The organism is Flavobacterium panacagri (assembly GCF_030378165.1).
Taxonomy (GTDB): Bacteria; Bacteroidota; Bacteroidia; order Flavobacteriales; family Flavobacteriaceae; genus Flavobacterium; species Flavobacterium panacagri.
Genome location: NZ_CP119766.1, coordinates 3,010,312 through 3,033,373, shown reverse-complemented (window position 1 = coordinate 3,033,373; position 23,062 = coordinate 3,010,312). Strand labels below are relative to the sequence as shown.

The following is a 23,062-nucleotide window of genomic DNA, read 5'->3' as shown; positions in this document are numbered from 1 at the left end:
AAAAATATATTTTTCGGCGTTTTCTATTTCTAATCTATAAACATGCGGTATGGATAGACATTTGAGGATTTACTTTTAAGGTTTTTCAAAAAGCTATCACACAAATACTCCCACTCCGAATTGGATAAATGTTGTTTTTCTTCAGGATTTGTCTTGATATAAATATCAACTGTTCGGCTAAAACCAGCTTTTACAGAAATCTCTTTCCGAGTACCTTTTTCAATTCGAATATCATCTATTGAACCTTTAAAATGATTAAATCCAAAAGCTTTAATATCGGCAAAAGTTACAATTCTGCCACGGGTTAATAAGGCATTTCTATAAGCGAGGATTCTGTCTTTATTGGTCTGTTTATTTACACCTCCAACTGTGTTGGTCATTAGGGTCACGTCTTTACTTATAAAAAAGGTGTCTTTGCATTCTAACATTGTACCTGCTTTGATATCATTTCCTTCTTCGGCACAGGTTGACCAATAGTTTATAGCAAAATTCTTTCCTTCAGATCCATCATTTTTAGGTTTAATCATTAAATAAGGATCATTAGTTTTAGAAAAATCTTTTTCCTTGGCTTGTTGCTGAACAGAGGCAAGCAATTGGTTGATTTCGACCAAAGAACTATTTATAAAATCTTTACCAATACCAGCAAAAGAGGAACTCTCATCCTTTAGAAGATCTAGAACATTTTGCAATAATTCGGAAGCGCTTCTTGAATCGAATCGCGATACTCCACCCGTTCTTAAAACTGCACAGCCCTCTTCTAAAATACCTTCATTAAACTCTTTTATTTCGTAGTGATCCTCAGATGAATCAATAACAGAATCTAAATCTAAATAGATATTATTACCCGTTTCGAGTGCTACATAAGACAAGAAACCGTCAAGAGATTTCCTGATTGTATGCTTTCTTTTATTGATTACTGGAAAGCAATTTACTACAAATGAAATATTATCTATAATTTGAGGTACCAGCGATTCAGGAAAAACCAACTTTACCCAAATAATATGCTTTCCATTTTCTTTCGTAACTTCTTCAAAACAAGAATATTCCCGACCATAATCTTTAATAGGTTTATATTTTAATTCTCCTTTTAACGTATAAAAGTGATCCGAATAAAACTCATTTACTTCCTGCATTATACCGCTAAGGTTGGTATAATTGCGATTGATAATATTTTCGATATCCAAGTGCTCAAAAGGAACATTGTATCCTTCTTCAACCTGTATCTCAAGATTATCATAAAAGCACCTCATCTGTTTTAAATAGTAATAAAAAACTTCTTTTTGATGAATGTTCTTAACATCTGCGTAAACTTTGGGTAACGTTACCTTATAAACATCACTGTACAGAGACTGCAAAAAATAAGAACAATCAATTCCGTTTTTAGAAAAACTTTTCTCTTTATAAGGAGTGTTAATCCAGGAATCGAAATAAGAATAAAGCTTATAATTTGTGATCTTATTGGGCATAACAGCCAGTACAATTGAATATTTTTCCTTCAGATACAAAACTTCATCACTTAGATTCTCAGAATTATCATTTACTATGGTTTTATTCTTTAAACCTTTTTCTTCCATCTCTGATTCCTTTTTCAGTAACTCTAATGAGTAATTGTACTTAAAAGGAATTTGTGAAATGTACTTTTTCCCTGTACATCCTAAGCATATCGCAACAAGCAACAGAACAAATAACTGCTTCATTTTTTAGTATTAATGTTTAGAAAATTGAATGTCCGAATTAGATTCTTTATAACTGGAAAATGAGATAGAAGTGGTATTTCTCATTTTGCGACCAGTGCCACTAAATAGGTATATATTTACAAATATAAAATATTATTTTATTTTTTTATAAGATTTTACATATAATATTAAAATAAATAACCCTATTTTTGTCTTTGTCATATATACCTGCCAAAATGAAGATTAAAAAAATAGACAACAGAATTGTACTTTTTTTTAGTATTATTCTACTTATAGCAATTGTATCTTTTCTAATACAATTTTTTAAACATGTCGATTGTGATGATGTTAAGTACTATATATTATCTGATCATTCGCAAAGTGAAGAACCTATCGAATTTTATGACCGAACTCATAATGCAAAATCGTGGAAATGGGATTTTGGAGACGGATCAACTGCAGATATTCGGAGACATACTTTTCATACCTATAAAAATCCAGGAAAATATATTGTAACACTTACCATAAATGGCGAATGCACTCATACACGGGAACTGGTTTTAACAGATAAATATCTTCTCGACAAATTAGGAACTCCGCAAATCATTGCTTCTAAAACGATTACGGTAGGACAGTCTACGTATTTTAGTTCAATTTCTCCAGAAGCTAAAACCTGGGAATGGGGATTTGGCGAAGGAAGGGGTATTATAGAAACCTCTTCAAATCCTGTTTATACTTTTTCAACTCCAGGAGAAAAAACTATAACTCTTGTTATTAATGGTGATTTTAGTCGTGTGGCTAAAAAAGTGATTTATGTACATCCAAGAGTAATTAAAAAAACAAATCCATTGGATGTGACTTCGTATGTTTATGAAAAAAATGCAGAATCTTTCTCTTTGCCCAGAGGTTCTGTTAAAAAAGATCCGCTCGAAGATATGTTGCAATATGTTCCTGTGGCGCCAAGAGCCAAAACACAAAAGGATACTATTGAAAATATCAAAAAAGCTCCCAAAATATCTGAAGATCAATTCGAAATTTTATTAAACAAAGTCGCCGAAGGCAGTAAAGTAAAAGATGATTTTACTGACTTTTTATGTGATGACCTTGAAGTTCCCGTCGTTAAAAATGATAGAGACCTATTGACATTTGCACAGCTTTGTTCCGGTATTAAAGGGAAAAAAATAAAAATAGAATCTATTCGCCTTAATAAAGACAAGATTACTAATTGTGTAAAAGGACTGTCTATTAATTACAAGGTGAAAAAATATATGATCTGGGTTAAAGATTAATTACTATGGAACAAGAAAATATCTTCAGTACAGAATTACTGACTGCTTTTGAAATTGCTAAAAAAATTGCTAAGAATAACTCCAATAAATTCTATTCTGCACCACATCTCTTAAAAGCAATTTTAAATAGAGACTTATCGCTTTTAAAACGTCTTGAACAAATGGGTAAAGATGTTTATTATCTGGATGAATGGGCAGAGGTACGAATGGAAGAAGAACCAAAAACGACTAATGTTCTCGATGCTGAACCTAGTGATTTGATTGATGATATTATAAAAGAAGCCGAATCTCTAAGGATTGCACTAAATGAAGATGAAATAAGTCTGTATGCTATTATTATTGCTTTAAGTTCTCCCGGCGTGGGTTTTAGTTTTGATCAGATGAAGTCTTATCCAATTTCCAGAAATGAGCTTTTGGAAGAAAAAGAAATAATTCCACAAAATGAAATTATTTCTAAGCAAGAAATAAAAAAAGGCTTTTTGAGTAAATATTGCATTCATAGAAATATCGAAAAGAAGAAACGAATTCTAGCAATTGCACGCGAAACGGAGTTAAATATGATCAAAGAAATTCTATGTCGTTTTTCCAAACCAAATGTCTTGTTAATTGGCGATCACGGTATTGGAAAAACAATTCTGATTAATACTTTAATCCAAAATATAATAGATAATCAAGTTCCAGAAGTCCTAAATAAAACGCAGCTTTTTGAACTTGATTTACCTTCGCTTATTGCTGGAGCATCATACAAAGGCGAAATTGAAGATCGCTTAAAGAACTGTATTCAGGAATTACAGCAATTTCCAAAAAACATTCTTATTATTGAAGAAATTCATACTTTATTGGACAAAAACGATGGTAATTCTGGTGTGTCTAATATTCTAAAGGGTGAAATGTCAAAAGGATTAAATATTATTGCCACGACAACAATTGATGAATTTTCGAAAAGAATCGAAAAAGAACAAGGACTTTCAGGAATGTTTGAAATTGTAAAACTGGAAGAATCTAATGATGAAAATTTATTCCGAATGATTCGTGAAGCTATAAAGATCTATCAGGAACATCATAAAATACAAATTGACGACGAAACTATTTCAGAATCTATTAGATTATCAAGACGCTATTTAAAAGAGAAAAGCCTTCCCGAATCGGCTATAAACCTTATTGATCATACGATGTCTGTTCTAAAAACGTCGGGAGAAACTTTTTTAAAGGAAAAAAAATCAATTCTTGATAGACTTAATGTTTTAAAAAATAACGATTCAGAACTATCAGAAGAGCAGTTAATGAAAGAATGCAACTGGTTTCTAGCTGACTTAATAAATAAAACTACATTTTTAATAACAACTGATGAAAAGGATGGTACTAAGAAATTTGAAACTTCAGAGTCTATTATAAAACATATTGAAAACATAATAAGTAATCTCGAAGTAAAAGCATTAGACAAACGTTCTCATATTGAACCGATAGATTTATCACTTATAATATCTAAGAAAACGGGGATTCCTACTGGTAAACTAAAGAATGAGGAGATTGGAAAACTAAATAGAATTGAAGAGACTTTAAGTTTAAGAGTCATTGGACAAGATCATTGCATTGCAACTGTTTCAGGTTCTATTTTAGAATCAAGATCAGGGTTAAGCAAAGCAGGACAGCCGATTGCGTCTTTTTTTTTCCTTGGCCCAACAGGCACAGGTAAAACAGAATTAGCCAAAAGTTTAGCCGAATTTCTTTTTCAGGATGAAAATGCTATTATCCGTTTTGACATGTCTGAATTTAAGGAAGAACATTCTGTAGCTTTATTGCTTGGATCTCCTCCGGGATATGTGGGATACGAGGCGGGAGGAGTATTAATAAACAAGATTAGACAAAAACCTTACTCGATTGTCTTATTCGATGAAATTGAAAAAGCACACCCTTCTGTTTTTGATATATTTCTTCAAATCATGGATGAAGGCAAACTACATGATCGCTTAGGAAAAGAAGGAGATTTTTCGAATGCTATTATTCTTTTTACTTCAAACATTGGCGCAGATCATATTGTTCAAACTTTCAATAACAGCGAAATTCCAACTTCAAATTCTCTAATGGAAATTATGGGGAATTATTTTAGACCTGAATTTTTAGGACGTCTAACCGAAATTGTTCCTTTTGCTCCTATCAATAGAGAGAATGCCTTAAAAATCTTCGAAATACATCTTAAAAAAGAGTTTACAGATTTATTGAAAAACATCAATATTTCAGTCAATATACCGATGGAAGCTAAACTTTATCTTGTCGAAAATGGGTTTAATGCCCAGTATGGAGCAAGACCAATAAAAAGCATTATAAGAAGCCATCTGAGAAGACCTCTTGCCAAAAAAATAATTTCTGGTGAAGTACAAAACGGAGATACCATTTCTGTTCTTATTGAAAATAATGAAGTAAAATGGATTAAAGGAGAAATTACAATTATTGAAAATTAATATTAACGATTTCAAAAACAACAAAAAAACGCTAAGAAATAATTCTTAGCGTTTTCTATTTTTATTCTAAAACCAAACCTATTTGGCCATCATCATCTAATTCTGTTTCTACAGGATCATCTTCTGATATTTCTGGTCTTTCTGGGACTTCTTCTACTGGTTCTTCATAAGGAAGCGGATCTAATAAGTTTACTTGTTTTAGCTTATCTGTTGTTAATTGATTTCCAAGTGCTTTAAAACCTTTTACAGCTATAAAGTCTTCTACGTCAATATGTAAATCATCTTTTTGGACGCCTTTTACTTTAGCAAAAACCAATTGCGCAACTGGACGATAATCTGTTGAAACAATCTCCAACTGCGAATTTGGATGATCTGTAATAAAACTTTCTTCTTTTCCTTCATTTTCTACAAGGAAACGTTTCAGAAAATAACGCTCTTTTTCTCCATCGTAGTAAATCGCAGAAATTGGTTTTTTAGGTTTCCATTTTTCCAGTACAATCATATCTTCTTCAAAGTGAGTTGATAACTCTGGAATAATAACCTTTAATTTTCCTGACTGACTAATAATTAAGATTTTGTCTGTTGGTTTAAATTCGCCCAATAATTCTCCTCTTGCATCAACATTTAAACGTTTTACAGTATCATCAAACCAAACTTTTCTTGGCAATAACGTTGAAATACCTTTCTCCTTTAATTCAATTTTCTTGATTGGATATTTGGTAACTAAGTTTCCTTTAGAACCACGACCTTTAATAGCCAGTTTAGCAAAATCAATATCAAATTTCAATTTCTTGATCGTTCCAACCTGACGCAGTAAAATAGTTACAACCTCAGCTTCTCCGTTTGGATTATGCGAGAAATAAACCACTTGCGAACCATTTGTTCCGTTCGTCAAATCATAAGCTTTATCACGTGTTACACCAGTAACATTGAAACGTTTGATGTATGAAGGCCCTGATTTTCCATCACGATACATCATATTGTAAATGGTACGTTTATCGTTTTTATCAAAAACGGCGGCGTGTATAATATCTTTTCCAATAAATGTTTTGGCATCTACTTTTGTAATCATTAATGTTCCGTCTCGTAAAAACACGATAACATCATCAATATCAGAACAATCGCCTACATATTCATCTTTCTTTAAACTCGTTCCAACGAAACCTTCTTCACGGTTTACGTATAGTTTTGTGTTTCTTAAAACTACTTTTGTAGCCTCAACGTTATCAAAAACACGAAGTTCTGTCTGACGTTCGCGTCCTTTTCCGTATTTCTCTTTTAATTTGGTAAAATAAGCAATTGCAAAATCTGTTAAATGTTCTAGATTATGCTCTACTTCTTTCATTTCTTCTTCTAACCTTGAAATCAATTCATCAGCTTTATCAGAGTCGAAACGTGTAATACGAATCATTGGGATTTGAGTCAAACGCTGTAAATCGTCGTCATTTATTTCTCTAACGAATGATTTTTTGAAAGGCTCAAAACGATCGTATAAATATTTGTAAAGTGATTCTCTATCACCGTACAATTTGAAATCAATATACATTTCTTCACGAATGAAGATTTTTTCTAAAGTAGAGAAATGCCATTTATTTTTTAATTCTTCTAATTGAATTTCTAATTCCTGACGAAGCAAATCAACCGTTCTGTGTGTTGAAATTTTCAACATTTCAGAAACCCCTATAAATAGCGGTTTATTGTCTTCAATAACACAACCTAAAGGCGCTACAGAAGTTTCACAGGCTGTAAAAGCAAACAAAGCGTCAATAGTTTTGTCTGGCGAAACGCCTGGGAAAAGATGAATTAAAATCTCAACATCGGCAGCAGTATTGTCCTCAATTTTTTTGATTTTGATTTTACCTTTTTCATTGGCTTTCAAAATACTATCAATTAAACTCGATGTATTGGTTGAAAACGGAATCTGTGTAATCACCAATGTATTTTTGTCTAACTGCGAAATCTTAGCACGCACACGCACACGTCCGCCACGCATTCCATCATGATAATTCGAAACGTCGGCAATACCGGCAGTCATAAAGTCTGGGTAAAGCGTAAACGGTTTTCCTTTTAAAATCTTGATCGAAGCATCAATTAACTCATTAAAGTTATGAGGAAGTACTTTTGTAGAAAGTCCAACCGCAATACCTTCTGCTCCCTGTGCCAAAAGCAATGGGAATTTTACAGGAAGATTGTTTGGTTCTGCACGACGTCCATCATACGAAACACCCCAATCAGTAATTTTTGGAGAATATAAAACCTCCAAAGCAAATTTGGATAAACGTGCCTCAATATAACGCGAAGCAGCTGCTCCATCGCCTGTTAAGATATTACCCCAGTTTCCTTGGCAATCAATCAATAAATCTTTTTGACCAATTTGAACCATGGCGTCACCAATACTAGCATCTCCATGTGGATGATACTGCATAGTGTGACCAACAACATTGGCAACTTTGTTATAACGACCGTCATCCAACTCTTTCAAAGAGTGCATAATACGACGCTGAACCGGTTTGAATCCGTCCTCGATTGCAGGAACTGCACGTTCCAGAATTACATACGAAGCATAATCCAAGAACCAGTCTTTGTACATTCCAGTTACTTTGGTAATAACGTCCTCGCCTTCTTCTTCCTGGTTTTCGTAAAAATGCTGTCCCTCAAAATGTTTGGCATCTACGTCGATAATCTCATCGTCATCTCCATTCTGATTGTCATCCATCAGGTTTTCATCTTGATTATTCTCGTCGTCGTTTGGAATGATGTTATCGTCTTCTTCGTCTTTCATATATATTCTTCAGTATAAATACTAAAATTTAATTCTTTAAAATTCCCCAGTCAGTGACTAGGTTTTTCATCAATTAAAAATCGCAGACACTGACTGCGTTTTTTTTACTTAAAATTTCCACAACAGTGTCACAGATTTTTTTAAGCCTCCTCCAGCTCATCAATCTCCACCTTCAAATTCTTGATAATAAAGTCTTGTCTGTCTGGCGTGTTTTTCCCCATATAGAAAGATAGTAACTGTTCAATCGAAGTATGCTTATCCATCATAACTGGATCAAGACGAATTGTATCTCCGATAAAGTTTTTAAACTCATCTGGCGAAATCTCTCCCAAACCTTTAAATCGGGTGATTTCTGGTTTTGGTTTTAGCTTTTCGATTGCGTCTTTTCTTTCTTCTTCAGAATAACAATAAATTGTTTCTTTTTTGTTTCGAACCCTGAAAAGTGGTGTCTGTAAAATATATAAATGTCCTTCTTTAATTAACTCAGGGAAAAACTGTAAAAAGAAAGTAATTAAAAGTAAACGAATGTGCATTCCATCGACATCGGCATCGGTTGCGATTACTATATTGTTGTAGCGTAATTTTTCTAAACCATCTTCAATATCAAGTGCAGCCTGTAATAAGTTGAATTCCTCGTTTTCATACACAATCTTTTTAGTCATTCCGTATGAATTCAAAGGTTTACCACGCAAACTGAAAACTGCTTGTGTATTCACATCACGCGACTTTGTAATCGATCCGGAAGCCGAATCTCCCTCGGTAATAAAAAGCGTGCTTTCTAAGTTTCTTGGGTTTTTGGTATCAGGAAGATGCGCTCTGCAGTCTCTTAATTTTTTATTGTGAAGATTCGCTTTTTTAGCACGATCTGTTGCCAGTTTTCTAATTCCTGATAATTCTTTTCGCTCACGTTCTGCCTGAAGAATTTTACGCAATAAAGCATCCGCAGTTGTTGGATTTTTATGAAGATAATTATCCAGTTTTGTTTTGATAAAATCATTTACGAACGTACGAACAGAAACTGCTGGTGTTCCATCATCAGAACCCATATCGGTAGAACCTAATTTGGTTTTGGTCTGAGACTCAAAAACCGGCTCCATCACTTTAATACTAATCGCACTCACAATCGATTTACGAACGTCTGATGCTTCGAAATTCTTATTGTAAAACTCACGAATCGTTTTTACAACCGCTTCACGATACGCCGCTAAGTGTGTTCCTCCTTGTGTGGTGTTCTGACCGTTTACAAAAGAGTGATATTCTTCGCTGTACTGCGTTTTACTGTGTGTTAACGCAACCTCAATATCATGATCTTTTAAATGGATAATCGGATATTCTAAATCTTCTTCACTGATTGTTTCTTCTAATAAATCACGAAGTCCGTTTTCTGAATAGTACTTTTCGCCATTGAAAATAATAGTCAAACCATTGTTTAAGTAACAATAGTTTTTGACCATTTTGATTACATACTCTAAACGGAATTTATAATTTTTAAAGATTGTTTCGTCTGGCGTAAAAACTACTTTTGTTCCTTTACGTTTGGTTGTATCAATTACATCTTCTTCTAAAACTAAATTTCCAGCAGAGAACTCCGCTCCTTTTTGTTTGTCATCACGAACCGATTCTACACGAAAATAATTCGAAAGCGCATTTACTGCTTTTGTTCCGACACCGTTTAGACCAACTGATTTTTGGAAAGCTTTAGAATCGTATTTTCCTCCGGTATTCATTTTCGAAACTACGTCGACTACTTTTCCTAAAGGAATTCCGCGCCCATAATCACGAACAGAAACTGTTTTATCTTTTATAGATACTTCTATAGTTTTTCCGGCTCCCATAACGAACTCGTCGATACAGTTATCCAAAACCTCTTTTAAAAGAATGTAAATACCATCATCCGGTGATGATCCGTCCCCTAATTTCCCGATGTACATACCCGGACGCATACGAATATGTTCCTTCCAATCGAGTGAACGAATATTATCTTCGTTGTATTGATTTTGCTCTAGCATAAATGAATTTAGGATTTTTTGCTAATGTACCATTTCTCAGCAAAAAATGAAAGCGTATTTCTTTTTTGTTATGAATAATAACAGTTTAAAATCTATTTAAATTGATTTTAAAATAAATAAGGCGCCAAAATTATGGAAAAACTGCTTTTTCAGCAAAAAAATACTATTTGATTCCCAGCACTTCTTTCGCCAAAGCAATCATTTCGGGCGTTCCCGTGTTTTTGTTTTTTTCATCAGAAAGTTTTACCACTCCCTGCCAATGTATATTATCCGGTTTTGTATCCGTTAATTTGATTACCATGTTCATAGCTGGAAGACCGACATCATTAGTAAAATTTGTTCCTATTCCAAAAGACATTTTTATTTTGTCCTGACAAAAATCGGCAATCTTTTTTACTTTATCATAATTGAGAGAATCCGAAAAAACAATGACTTTTGATTTTGGATCTATTCCCATTTTGGTATAATGCGAAATCACTTTTTGAGCAAATTCAATTGGATCGCCGCTATCGTGTCGAACACCGTCAAAAAGTTTTGAATATTTTTTATCAAACTGATTGAAAAATATTTCTGTAGTATAAGTATCTGTTAAAGCGATTCCAAGATCACCGCCGTAAACTTTTGTCCAATTTTCTAGACTTATAAAATTCGCCACCTGAAAACCATATTGTGCTGCATGAAACATAAACCATTCGTGTGCATGCGTACCTAAAGGTCTTCGGTTATTGACCATTGCAAAATGCACATTACTTGTACCAATAAAACTATGCCCTCCGTTTGTTCGCAGTGTTTCATTTATTAAATCATGTACTTCGTAAGAATGACGGCGTCTTGTGCCAAACTCTAAAATAGAAACCCCAAGTTTGTTGTAGTTATCAATTTTCTCTTTAGTAAGATTTTTTATTGCTTCATCATTCAGGCGAATTAAATGATTTGATTTATAAAAAAGCTCCGAGATCAAAGCCATCAAAGGGACTTCCCATAAAATGGTTCTGTACCAAAATCCTTCGACAGTAACTTTTATTTCTGAACCTTCCTGACTAATCTGAACTTCTGATGGATCAAAACTGTAACCTTGCAGAAAGTCTAAATAAGTAGGATCCAAATAAGGACAATAGTGTGCTAAATAATGCTTTTCTTCTTTTGTTAAACGAAGATCAGCCAAAGCATCAACAGAATTTCGAAGTAATGCTGCAAATCCCTCAGGAAAAATATGTTTGCCTCGGTTTATAAATCCGTATCGAACTTTTGCTTTTGGAAAAAGTTTAATTACAGCATGCTGCATCGTAAATTTATAGAAATCATTATCTAAGATTGATTTCAGAAAAGTTGTCTCCATAACGCTCAAATTCGGATCATTCTTGCTAAGGTACGGCAATTTTAACAAAAGAAGAAAAATCTAAATTCTAATCTTTTATTTCGAAACTATTTTAAAAGAAACAACACTATTACCATCTACAAAAACAGTAATATATTCACCAACATTATTATCAACTGTAATTTGAAATTCCAAACCGCCTCGTTTCTCTTTCGGATTTTGCACTTTCACAGCCTGATTCTTTTTATTCACGTAAAAAACCTGATTTGATTTCGAAAGATTTTTGATTTCAAATGTAATTTTATCTCCATTTCTGGCTTCAATTATACCCGAATCTGGTGATTTGATTTTGTAATCATTCTCAATTGTAGTATTATAAATTAAAGGCCCATTTAAAAAATCTTCTTTACTTAACCTCTTTCCTAAATAAGTACCTGAATCTGGAAAATGTTTTGCAAAAAAGTAATCTGGATCGGTATCAAAATAAATCGGGTTGAAATCGTTTACCATTCTGCCTTTACTGCTGTCATAATAACCTTGTCCCCAAGTTACATCAATCAATCTCCATTTTTTATCAATCAAAACCATATTCCAGGCATGATTGGATGATGTATTTTTACGACCAATATCTCTCGGTGAAATTTTAGAATCACCGCGGATTATTTCGCATTTAATATCCATCAAGGAAGCCAAATGCTGATACAAAGCCGTAAATCCTTCACAAACTGCTTTTTTAGATTTAAAAGCTTTTTGAATTAAATTATCGTTGAGCTGTTTGATTTTTTGTTGTTTTTCAGCTTCTGAAGAATAGCTGAAACCCTGAACTTTCGGAGGATTTAAATACATATTATAATCGTATTTTATATTGAAAGCAATCCAGCTGTAAATAGCACGTGCGCGTTCAGCATCCGAATCAAAATCTTTTTCGATTCTTTCTGCTAATTTTTCGGTGCTGTCAAAGCTTTTAGGGTATTTAGCAACTATTTTATCGACTTCACTAATCTTTTGAGAAAAAGTAAAATTGATAAAAAAGATATTTAGTAAAAATAAAATTAGGGCAATCTTTTTTTGTGGCATTTAGAAATTTGATTTGATAATATCTTTCAGTTCTTGATCTAACTCAATGTTAGAAATTTTATTCTGTTGTAAATCAAAATTCGAGCCAAATGCTGGCAATGAAAAACTTCCTTTAATTTCTGCACCATAACGAGGAAAAAGATTTTGTGCAATTCCTAAAACAGATGCACCGCCTCTTCCTCCTGGCGAAGTAGCCAATAACAACATTGGTTTGTGCTGAAAAACATCTTTTTCAATTCGGGAACTCCAGTCGAAAACATTTTTGAAAGCAACAGAATAATTTCCGTTATTTTCTGCCATAGAAACCACTAAAACATCAGCTTCTTTAAGTTTACTCAAAAAAGCTTTCGCCACTTCATGCTGTCCGATTTCTTTCTCCAAATCAACACTGAATACTGGCATCGCAAAATCGTTAAGATCTAAAACCTCAACAGCTGCATTTTCAAATAAACTTGATGCATAAGTCGCGAAACGTTTGTTGATAGATTGCGTACTATTACTTCCTCCAAATGCTATAATTTTCATGGCTTCTCTTTTTGTAGTGTTTGTTCTATTGGTTCTTTTTTGGGTTCGTCAATTTCGTAAATCTCTTTTGCTATTTCTACTGAATATTCATTCGGATAAATTTTACCTCCGTACGATTTAGCATAGACCTTCGTAAATTCAGCTCCAAAATACAGAATTATTGCCGAATAATAAACCCAAACCAGAATTATTATCACAGAACCAGCCGCACCGTAAACTGAAGCTACTGTTGAACTGCCTAAATAAAAGCCAATGGCAAATTTACCAATCATAAAAAGTACTGCAGTAACTCCTGATCCTATAAAAGCATCTTTCCATCTTATTTTCCCGTCTGGCAATGTTCTAAAAATAATAGCAAAAAGAGTACTGATACTTGCCAGTACAATAATCATATTAACTACATAAAATAAATAAACCGTACTCTCAGGGAAATAGACTTTTAATCGCGTACTAAGCAAGTCTAAAGTTGTACTTATAAAAAGGCTGACCAACATTAAAAAACCAACAGAAGCAATCATAGAAAATGACATCAAACGGTTTTGAATAAATTTCTTAATTCCTTTATCCGGTTTTGCACGGAGTCCCCAAATAAAATTAATAGAACTTTGTATCTCGGCAAAAACTCCCGACGCTCCGATTAACAACATTACAACTCCAAATACAGTTGCAAAAACATTATCTCCGGATAATTGCACATTTTTGATAGCTTCCTGAATTTGTGTCGCCGCGCCATTACCTACCAAACCGTTTATTTGTCCGTACAATTCGCCAGTTACCGCTTCTTCTCCAAAAAAGACACCACAGATTGTGATAACAATAATTAACAAAGGCGGTAATGCAAATATGGTATAGTACGCTAGTGCAGCACTAAGTTTAATTGCATTATCATCATTAAATTCTAAAAAGGTATTCTTTAAAAGAAACCATGTTTTGGAGAATATATTTTTGATTTTCATTTGCTGATTTTTTGATATTCACTCAAATTTACGCAATAATGAAAATTCGTTAATTCTTGATTTTTATTGGAATTTTATATTTTTCCCATATATCCGAGGTCTACCGATGAGATATTCCTAACAGAATATTTTTTCTTATTCCTGGCGGAATATTATTTATTTCAGGACTTTTGTAAAGTCCCGATCGTAACCTAGCTTTTTAATTTTTAATATTTTTTTGAACTCACTTCTACTTGGCTTGATTAAATATGAAATCGAATCGAGCATTTTCCCTTTTATCTTAGTGACAGAATCAAGTTTTTTCAAATCCTGTCCTTCATAAAATCTTTTAAATTTTATGGTATTATTTTGAAGTGACAAAATTTGAATATCCCAAAATATAGAATCTTTTCTACTCAGAATTAATTGACCATCCATTCGTTTTGCTTTTTGATAAAGTGAAAACCTAAACAAAGTACCTATGTGCTTTTGTATTAATTCTATTGAATCGCCTTTTGAAAGCATATCATATTTTTCTTTTGTATCTTTTGATATTAATTTGCCATCAACAATATCATATTCTGTCTTTAACGAATCCAATGCAAGTCTATGAAGTTTAAATTTGCGGAAGTATTCTTCCAAAATTCTATCTTCTTCAATTCTAATAAAAGTTGAATCATTATTTGCATATAGTCCTTTAAATCTATTTGGAAAACGATCTAATTCGGAATCTTTTTCAGGCTGTGGATTTTCAAAATAAAAAGACATACAATTTACACAAGCTAGAGCATCTGCTTTTTTGCAGGAAATAATTACTATCGTTATGATTATAATCAAAAATGTTCTTTTCATGATAAGGTCATTTATAATGACAAAAAATTCCCTTATCATAAACTGTCCATAAACTTGCTTTTTGATTCGCTGCTTTTAGTGCATTATTTGCCCATGTATTACAAGTATAAAAAAGACTATAACTTCCTTTGGCTTCATAAAAAGCATCTTTTTTTCCGTAGCTGTGACCTTGAATCCATTCTGGATGAACTGGATTATTAAAACTATCAGAAATATAATGGACTAAATTTTGGTAATTTTCTTTTGAAACCAGAATTCGTTTGCAGTCTTCACCTTCTCTCAACTGTTTAAAAAATGTAGTATGCATGGCGGAAGAACTCACCCCAAACGCCGCTTTTAGAGCTGTGCTCGCTTTTAAGTCTGACCATTCCGGCGTATCTAGATAAAAACCTTTATCGCCCCAGCCAAAAGCAATAAAATTCATTAAAGAATCTCTGGATTGAGTTTGATTAAACTGAATTTCATTTCGCCAATCTTTGATTTCGTTTTTAATTGGAACAACAATATCCGTATGAACGCCATTGGAAAGAATGTAAATTGGAATTGCATTTTGCTCCTCGACTTGAACAACATCTGAGTTTACTCCGATTTTTGAAATAATAAGAACTGCTGTAACATACAAAGCAAGAAAACTAAAGATTCCGAAAAGTGTCCAGCCGAAAATTTTGAATGATTTTTTTAGCATTTTAATTGGTTGATTTTAGATTAGTAATTGGTTATTTTTTCTGTAACCAATTTTTAAGCCAAAAATTTTCAACTGTGAAAATGGAAAACTGATTTTATAGATTCGCTTTCGCGAAAGCGCACTAATTTGTCATTTCGACTGAAAGGAGAAATCACACTAGAAACTCGACAAAGATTGACGATTCTCTTTGCAGATTCACGAGTGTGATTTCTCCTTTCAGTCGAAATGACAAACGGTGTGTTTTACTTTTTGAACATAAAAAAACTGCTGAATCTCTCCAGCAGTTTTTTAGTCTATTCTCTATATTCTTTATTCTATATTCTTTATTCTATATTCTTTATTCTATATTCTCTAGAAAAAAAATTAAACATTGAAACGGAAGTGCATTACATCACCATCTTTTACAACATACTCTTTTCCTTCCACTTTAAATTTCCCAGCTTCTTTTGCTTTTGCCTCAGAACCGTATTGAACATAATCTTCGTATGAGATAACTTCTGCACGAATGAAACCTTTTTCGAAATCAGTGTGGATAACTCCTGCTGCTTGAGGCGCAGTAGCTCCAATATTGATTGTCCAAGCACGAACTTCTTTTACACCAGCAGTAAAGTAAGTTTGTTGTTTTAATAATTTATAAGCAGCACGAATCAAAACAGATGCTCCTGGCTCAGTTAATCCCATGTCTTCAAGGAAAACTTGACGCTCTTCGTAGCTTTCTAATTCTGTAATATCAGCCTCTGCTCCTACTGAAAGAATAATTACTTCAGCATCTTCGTCTTTAACTAATTCACGAACTTGATCAACATATTTGTTTCCGTTTACAGCAGAACTTTCGTCAACATTACAAACGTACAAAACTGGTTTTGCTGTAATTAATTGAAAACCTTCCATTAGAACTTCTTCATCATTGCTTTGAGGAATAATTGTTCTAGCAGATTTAGCCTGCAAAAGAGCTTCTCTAATTCTATTTAATAAAGCCTCCTCAGTCTGAGCTTCTTTATTTCCTGTTTTTGCAGCGCGTTTTACTTTTTCTAAACGTTTTTCGATTGTTTCTAAATCTTTTAACTGCAATTCGATATCGATAGTTTCTTTGTCACGAATTGGATTTACATTTCCGTCAACGTGTACAATATTATCATTGTCAAAACAACGTAAAACGTGAATAATAGCATTACACTCTCTAATGTTTCCTAAGAACTGATTTCCAAGACCTTCACCTTTACTCGCTCCTTTTACCAAACCTGCGATATCTACAATATCAACAGTTGCCATTTGAACGCGCTCTGGTTTTACCAATTCTTCCAATTTATTGATTCTTGGATCTGGAACGTTTACAACACCAATATTAGGTTCGATTGTACAAAACGGAAAGTTAGCACTCTGCGCTTTTGCATTAGATAAACAATTAAATAATGTTGATTTTCCAACATTTGGCAATCCTACAATTCCTGCTTTCATCTGTTTGTTTCTATTTATTTTATTCGGCTTTTTGTTTGAGCCTAAAACATTAAACGTTGTATTTTAATGCCTTATGATTTTACGCGTTTTTCTTGTTTCTGCCAAAATGATATTTTTTGGCTTTAAAATTTTGCAAATATAAGATTTAATAGCTCTTGCGCGAAGTAAAAATGTTCAATAATATAATTTTAAAGCTATTTGACTAAATTTTTAAACAATTTATTAATTTTTTGTTAAAAAACATTAATTTTATAAAACTGATCAACAAAAAACAAATCAATAAACCAATAACCATGAAAAAGATTGCATTATTACTATTTCTGCTGAATTCAGCATTTCTCTTTGCGCAAAAAGAGGTCTCGGGTCTTGTAAAAGACAAATCTGGAAACCCACTTCCTGGTGTTAATATTGTCGAAAAAGGAACATCAAATGGCGTATCGACCGACTTTGAGGGCAGTTTTAGAATAAAAATAAAAGAGGGTGCCACATTAGTTTTTAGCTATATGGGATTTTCAACTGTTGAAAAAACCGTTTCTGGAGACAAAGTAGACGTTATACTAAGCGAAAGTGACGGGCAAATATTAAATGATGTTGTAGTCGTTGGTTCTAGAAATGCCAAAAGAACAGTTGTGAACTCAGCCGTTCCTATTGATGTAATCAACGTAAAAGATGTGACTACACAAAGCGGTAAACTTGAAATCAATGAACTTTTACAATACGTTGCTCCGTCGTTTAATGCCAATAAACAATCTGGTTCTGACGGTGCCGATCACGTTGACCCAGCTTCACTAAGAGGTATGGGACCAGATCAGACTTTGGTTTTGATTAATGGAAAAAGAAGACATCAATCGTCTCTTATTAATTTATTCGGAACTCGTGGACGTGGTAATACCGGTACAGATTTAAATGCCATTCCAGCCGCATCCATCAAAAGAATTGAAATATTAAGAGATGGTGCCGCCGCTCAATACGGTTCTGATGCCATCGCAGGCGTTATTAATATTGTAACAAATGACAATGTAAAAGAGTTTACGGGTGCCATAACCTATGGAGCTTTTAATACGGATGCCAAAGGAGATTTTCCTGAAGGAACTGCCAATACTAAAGGATACAGATTAGACCAAAAAGGATATGGAAATTCATTTGGCAAAAATCAGGATTTTGATGGAGGTTCTGTTAAAGTATCTGCAAATTACGGAACTCCTATTGGAACTAAAGGAGGTTTCGTAAATGTTACAGGTGAATTTTTAAATAAAAACAAAACATTACGACCAGGTTTTGATTTTAGAAAAGGTTTTGGTGAAGCCGAAATTCAAGGCGTAAACTTATTTGTAAATCTTGCCGTTCCAATTTCAGACAAAACACAATTTTATGCTTTTGGAGGAAGTAATTTTAGAGATACTGATGCTTATGCTTTTACGAGAAACGATGGAGAAAGAGTTGTTGAAGCTATCTACCCAGGCGGATTTACCCCTAGAATCACTTCTAAAATAAATGACAATTCTATTGCTGCAGGAATTAGAACAGAAACTTCCGGCGGATGGAAATGGGATTTCAGTAACACTTTAGGAAAAAACAAATTTCATTACGATATAAAAGGCACACTAAACGCTTCTCTTGAAGAAAGATCGCCTACAGAATTTGATGCAGGTGGACATAGTTTACTTCAAAACACAACCAATCTGGATTTATCAAAAAATTACGGCGACATTTTAGGAGGTTTAAACCTTGCTTTTGGTGCTGAATTTAGAGTAGAACAATTTGAAATTTTTGCTGGTGAAGAAGGTTCTTACGCAACCTACGACACAAACGGAGTTCCAATTACAGATCCAACTACACAAAGTGCTCCAATTGACCCAATTTCAGGAGAACCGAGACCAGGCGGTTCACAAGGTTTCCCTGGATACAGCCCAGCGAATGAAGTAAATAAAGACCGTACCAACTTCTCTCTTTATACAGACGCAGAATTAGACGTCACCGAAGCTTGGATGGTGAGCGGTGCCGTGCGTTATGAAAACTACAGTGATTTCGGAAGCACTGTAAATGGTAAATTAGCGTCAAGACTTAAATTGACAGATAAGATTAATTTAAGAGGTTCTGTAAGTACTGGTTTCCGTGCGCCTTCTTTAGCACAGATTTACTATAATTTGCGTTTTACAAACTTTAGTTCTGGAGGTGCAACAGAAGTTTTACTGGCTCCGAATGACAGCCCGATAACAAGAGCTTTTGGAATCCAAAAACTAAATGAAGAAAAAGCGGTTAATGCCTCTTTAGGTTTTACTGCCAGTTTTGGAGATTTCACTGCAACAGTTGATGGATATATGATTAATGTAAAAGACAGAATTGTATTAACAGGTTATTTTGATGCCACAGCTTTAGGAATGAATGTAGACAAAGCACAATTTTTTGTAAATGGTGTTGATACCAAAACTACAGGCCTTGATGTTGTTTTGGCTTGGAAGAAAACCATTAACGAAAATAGATTTGGTGCCACTTTAGTTGGAAATATCAACGATATGAAAATTGACAAAGTAAAAAATGGTGATTTAGACGAAAAAACGTTTTTTGGAGAACGTGACAGAGCTTTTTTATTAGCTTCTGCTCCGCCAAATAAATTTGGTTTAAACCTAAATTACGGCAGAAAATGGTTTGATGCCGGGTTGGCTTTTACAAGATTCAGCGAGGTAAAATTGTTAGATTACCAAATGGATGAAGATCCAGAAGACTATAGAACTGATCCATCAGAAACAGATGCTCAGGTATTTGCAAATCAAAAGAAAGCAGCTACAGATACTTATGGAGCGAAAATCGTAACCGATTTAACTTTAGGCTTTAAAGTTTCTAAATCAACTAAAATAAGCATAGGTGCCAATAACTTGCTTAACATCTATCCTGATCAGCAAGATGACTGGGTTGAAGCTGGAGGTTATTGGGATGCTGTTCAAATGGGGTTCAACGGAGCATATTACTATGCGAGACTTGGATTTAATTTCTAAATCTAAAAAGGTCTTCGACTTCAATCAACTAGACAAAACAAAAAATCCTGAACTTTATATCGTTCAGGATTTTTTTTCTATTTATTTAATTACAATTTAAATTCTAATGAAGCGATGATAGCTTTTTCTTCATCGGTGGCTGTAAAACCAGATATATCCCAATAATTGGTTAAGATTTTATTCTTTTTATTAAAAAGCGATTTCTCCTTAAAAACATCACTTTCATTATAAGTAAAATTCTGCTTATTGAAACCTGTTGTTACAAAACTGTTTCTAACTTGAATATTTTTAGATTTCTCTTTCCCAATAAGTGTATAGCCAATTTCTTCGTTTGAACTCAGCATATAATAATCGTTTCCATCCAAACGGTAACTCACATTCACAAACGATTTGGTAATGTTTTTGTCTCCTTCACCAGTCTTTTCTTCAATTTTATCCAGATTTGACGGAGTTACAGAAATCGTAAACTCTAAAACGATTTTCTTTTCTGGATCGTAAATAATTTCAAAATTATCTACAGCTTGTTTTGCCTTGTCCAGCGGCGTAACAGACATTACATAATAATCCTTATTCTTCGAATGTCCTTTAACTGTAAAATCATATTCTTTCTTTGCCTTAGCATCCAGTAAAGGTTCAAAATATTTAAAATTTGAATAATTTTCCATTATATTATTCAAATTATACCCCATTAAATCAGCACTGATATCAGTTTCCAACAGTCCATAAGACCGATTCTGTTCTACCAATAAAGTTGTAGTATTGTTTTTATTGAATTGAAAGTTTACTAATCCATCATTATAATACGAGTATTGATTATCCAGCATAAAAAATTCTCTCACATATACTTTTAAACGATGTGAAATACTTATTTTCTTTTTGGAATTTGAAACAATTCTCTGAAGTGTTTTTTGAAGATTTTCCTGAGAAACTACTACTTCGTCTAAGTTTTCTTTTTTGTTTTTAAGATAAATTACAAATCCACTTTCTTTTAATGAAGCCCAGCGCACTGTAAGATTTTCATAGTTCATTTCGGAAACTTCTACATTAGAACCGCCGCTCAAAACAAAAGTGACTTTTCCATCTTCATTTGTCATTAAAACCTGTTTGGTCTTTAGAATAACCACAGTAACATTTTCTATCGGCAATAAAGTTTCGATATCTTTTACAACAACAGAATATTCTTCACTTTGTGCCAAAACACTTACGGAGCTGAGCAAAACGACAAATAAAAGTAGTAATTTCTTCATAGGCATTGTTAAATTTTCAACTAAAGTATTAATTTTCTAACAATAAAGCAACAGTCAAAAAATAAAACATTAGTTATCAAGAAACTAACTTTAATAAATACCTGATTTCAGGGTAAAAAAAAATCCCGAGTTTTTAGCTCAGGATTCTATTTTTATTTACAAGAAATTCTTATTCCCCATGCAGGAAAGCCTGTCTTTCTAATAAAGTTTCTTCGTCTTCAACGTGATTATCATCTGGCACACAGCAGTCAACTGGACAAACTGCCGCACATTGAGGTTCATCATGAAAACCTTTACATTCTGTACATTTTCCAGGTACAATATAATAAACCTCATCAGAAATTGGAGTTTGCGCATCATCTGCATCTACTTCAGTTCCGTCAGGTAAAACTATTTTTCCAGAAAGACTTGTTCCGTCTTTATATCTCCAATCATCTGCTCCTTCATATATTGCTGTATTTGGGCACTCTGGTTCGCAAGCCCCACAGTTGATGCATTCGTCAGTTATAATAATTGCCATCGTATATTAGTCTTAAAGTTAAAAGTCTTAAAGTTCTAAAGTCAAAACAAAAACAAGAATAGCTTTTGATTTGATGACTTTTGACTTTCGACTTAATTATGCTTATTTTTGTGCAAAATTACAATCAAAACAATTCATAAACAAACATTATGACATTAGAAACAAAAAAAAGTGTTTTTGTTGAATTAGGAAATTTTTTAAGTCAATTCTCCGAAATAGGATCCATACAAAAATCCAGCGTTTTATATAACGATATCTTTTTTGACGATTTTGAAAAACTAATTCATTTATCGCAATCTCATAATGGATGGTACACGCCAGAACAAGTTTATTTTTCGATACAATCTTGGGCAGAAGCTTTAACGGAAGAAAACCTTGAAAAATGGCTTTCTAAATATAAAGAAGAATTTACTCAGGCGGATAAAAAAGAGAAAACAGTTGCTTTGATATTAGCAGGAAATATTCCTCTTGTCGGATTCCATGATTTTTTATCAGTTGTAATAACGGGCAACAAAGCTTTAATTAAAACATCATCAAACGATCAGCATTTATTGCCTTTTTTAGCAAAATATTTAATTGCTGTCGATGAAAACCTTAAAGACAAAATCACTTTTGTAGAAGGAAAACTGGAGAATTTTGATGCTGTAATTGCAACTGGAAGTAATAATACAGCTCGTTATTTTGAATATTATTTTAAAGATAAGCCTTCAATCATTCGTAAAAACAGAAATTCAGCAGCCGTTTTAACCGGAAAAGAATCTACTGAAGAATTAGAGAATTTAGGAGAAGATATTTTCAGATATTTTGGTTTAGGATGCCGTAATGTATCGAAACTTTTTGTTCCAAAAGACTACTCATTTGACGCCTTTTTTCAGGCTATGTTCAAATATCAGGATGTTATTCATTATGAAAAATACGCTAATAATTATGACTATAATAAAGCGGTGTTTTTAATGAGTAATTTCAAGTTATTAGATAACGGTTTTCTGACTATAAAAGAAGACGCAAGCTACGCCTCTCCTATCTCGAGCGTTTTTTATGAGTACTATGAAAACCTAGAAGAATTGGAAAAACGTCTCGAAAACGATTCGGAACAAATTCAATGTATTGTAAGCAATCGTTTAACACCAAACAACATTGCATTTGGCGAAACGCAAAAACCGCAATTGTGGGATTACGCAGATAATGTCGATACTATAACGTTTTTGTTAACAACAAAGTAATAAATTGT

Annotated in this window: 16 protein-coding genes; 4 read left to right on the top strand and 12 right to left on the bottom strand. The window is 33.2% G+C overall.

The window, feature by feature from the left end; translation table 11 throughout:
* Positions 1-29: 29 nt before the first annotated feature.
* Complete coding sequence (locus P2W65_RS13430) at positions 30-1,697, bottom strand: hypothetical protein (RefSeq protein ID WP_289657962.1); 1,668 nt, start codon at positions 1,695-1,697, stop codon at positions 30-32.
* Between the two features lie 215 nt (positions 1,698-1,912).
* On the opposite strand from P2W65_RS13430, the gene P2W65_RS13425 reads away from it, so the two are divergent.
* A complete protein-coding gene (locus tag P2W65_RS13425) occupies positions 1,913-2,965 on the top strand; it encodes a PKD domain-containing protein (RefSeq protein WP_289657960.1) in 1,053 nt (350 codons plus the stop codon).
* A gap of 5 nt (positions 2,966-2,970) precedes the next feature.
* Positions 2,971-5,427 carry an AAA family ATPase gene (locus P2W65_RS13420; RefSeq protein WP_289657958.1) on the top strand — a complete coding sequence of 819 codons (2,457 nt, stop codon included), beginning with the start codon at positions 2,971-2,973 and terminating at the stop codon, positions 5,425-5,427.
* Between the two features lie 61 nt (positions 5,428-5,488).
* Here the strand turns inward: P2W65_RS13420 and P2W65_RS13415 are convergent, their stop codons facing one another.
* From P2W65_RS13415 to ychF, 9 genes are all read right to left on the bottom strand, one after another.
* A complete protein-coding gene (locus P2W65_RS13415) occupies positions 5,489-8,209 on the bottom strand; it encodes a DNA gyrase/topoisomerase IV subunit A (protein WP_289657955.1) in 2,721 nt (906 codons plus the stop codon).
* 140 nt (positions 8,210-8,349) lie between these two features.
* Positions 8,350-10,218, bottom strand: coding sequence for a DNA topoisomerase IV subunit B (locus tag P2W65_RS13410; RefSeq protein WP_289657953.1), 1,869 nt, complete (start codon positions 10,216-10,218; stop codon positions 8,350-8,352).
* A 163-nt stretch (positions 10,219-10,381) separates the two neighbouring features.
* Positions 10,382-11,557 carry a nicotinate phosphoribosyltransferase gene (gene pncB / locus P2W65_RS13405; protein WP_179007638.1) on the bottom strand — a complete coding sequence of 392 codons (1,176 nt, stop codon included), beginning with the start codon at positions 11,555-11,557 and terminating at the stop codon, positions 10,382-10,384.
* 75 nt (positions 11,558-11,632) lie between these two features.
* Complete coding sequence (locus P2W65_RS13400; protein WP_289657950.1) at positions 11,633-12,613, bottom strand: transglutaminase domain-containing protein; 981 nt, start codon at positions 12,611-12,613, stop codon at positions 11,633-11,635.
* The gene (locus P2W65_RS13395; protein WP_289657948.1) at positions 12,614-13,138 is read right to left on the bottom strand and encodes an NADPH-dependent FMN reductase; all 525 of its coding nucleotides are present in this window, start codon (positions 13,136-13,138) and stop codon (positions 12,614-12,616) included.
* A complete protein-coding gene (locus P2W65_RS13390; RefSeq protein ID WP_289657946.1) occupies positions 13,135-14,094 on the bottom strand; it encodes a YihY/virulence factor BrkB family protein in 960 nt (319 codons plus the stop codon). Before P2W65_RS13390 ends, P2W65_RS13395 begins: the two co-directional genes overlap by 4 nt.
* 156 nt (positions 14,095-14,250) lie before the next feature.
* Positions 14,251-14,925 (bottom strand): hypothetical protein, encoded by a 675-nt coding sequence (locus tag P2W65_RS13385; protein WP_289657944.1) that lies wholly within the window; start codon positions 14,923-14,925, stop codon positions 14,251-14,253.
* Between the two features lie 7 nt (positions 14,926-14,932).
* Complete coding sequence (locus tag P2W65_RS13380) at positions 14,933-15,610, bottom strand: TIGR02117 family protein (protein ID WP_289657942.1); 678 nt, start codon at positions 15,608-15,610, stop codon at positions 14,933-14,935.
* Positions 15,611-15,973: 363 nt separating this feature from the next.
* Entirely contained in the window at positions 15,974-17,068 is a 1,095-nt protein-coding gene (ychF, locus tag P2W65_RS13375; protein ID WP_289657940.1) for a redox-regulated ATPase YchF, read from the bottom strand.
* A gap of 293 nt (positions 17,069-17,361) precedes the next feature.
* Between ychF and P2W65_RS13370 the strand changes: the two genes are divergently transcribed.
* Positions 17,362-20,064 carry a TonB-dependent receptor gene (locus tag P2W65_RS13370; protein WP_289657938.1) on the top strand — a complete coding sequence of 901 codons (2,703 nt, stop codon included), beginning with the start codon at positions 17,362-17,364 and terminating at the stop codon, positions 20,062-20,064.
* 89 nt (positions 20,065-20,153) lie between these two features.
* Here the strand turns inward: P2W65_RS13370 and P2W65_RS13365 are convergent, their stop codons facing one another.
* Positions 20,154-21,311 (bottom strand): peptidase associated/transthyretin-like domain-containing protein, encoded by a 1,158-nt coding sequence (locus tag P2W65_RS13365; RefSeq protein WP_289657936.1) that lies wholly within the window; start codon positions 21,309-21,311, stop codon positions 20,154-20,156.
* A 169-nt stretch (positions 21,312-21,480) separates the two neighbouring features.
* On the bottom strand, positions 21,481-21,831 hold the full coding sequence (locus P2W65_RS13360; RefSeq protein ID WP_179007620.1) for a 4Fe-4S dicluster domain-containing protein: 351 nt from the start codon (positions 21,829-21,831) through the stop codon (positions 21,481-21,483).
* A gap of 149 nt (positions 21,832-21,980) precedes the next feature.
* Here P2W65_RS13360 and P2W65_RS13355 point away from each other — a divergent pair, with 149 nt between their 5' ends.
* Positions 21,981-23,054, top strand: coding sequence for an acyl-CoA reductase (locus P2W65_RS13355; RefSeq protein WP_289657932.1), 1,074 nt, complete (start codon positions 21,981-21,983; stop codon positions 23,052-23,054).
* The last annotated feature ends 8 nt before the right edge of the window (positions 23,055-23,062 follow it).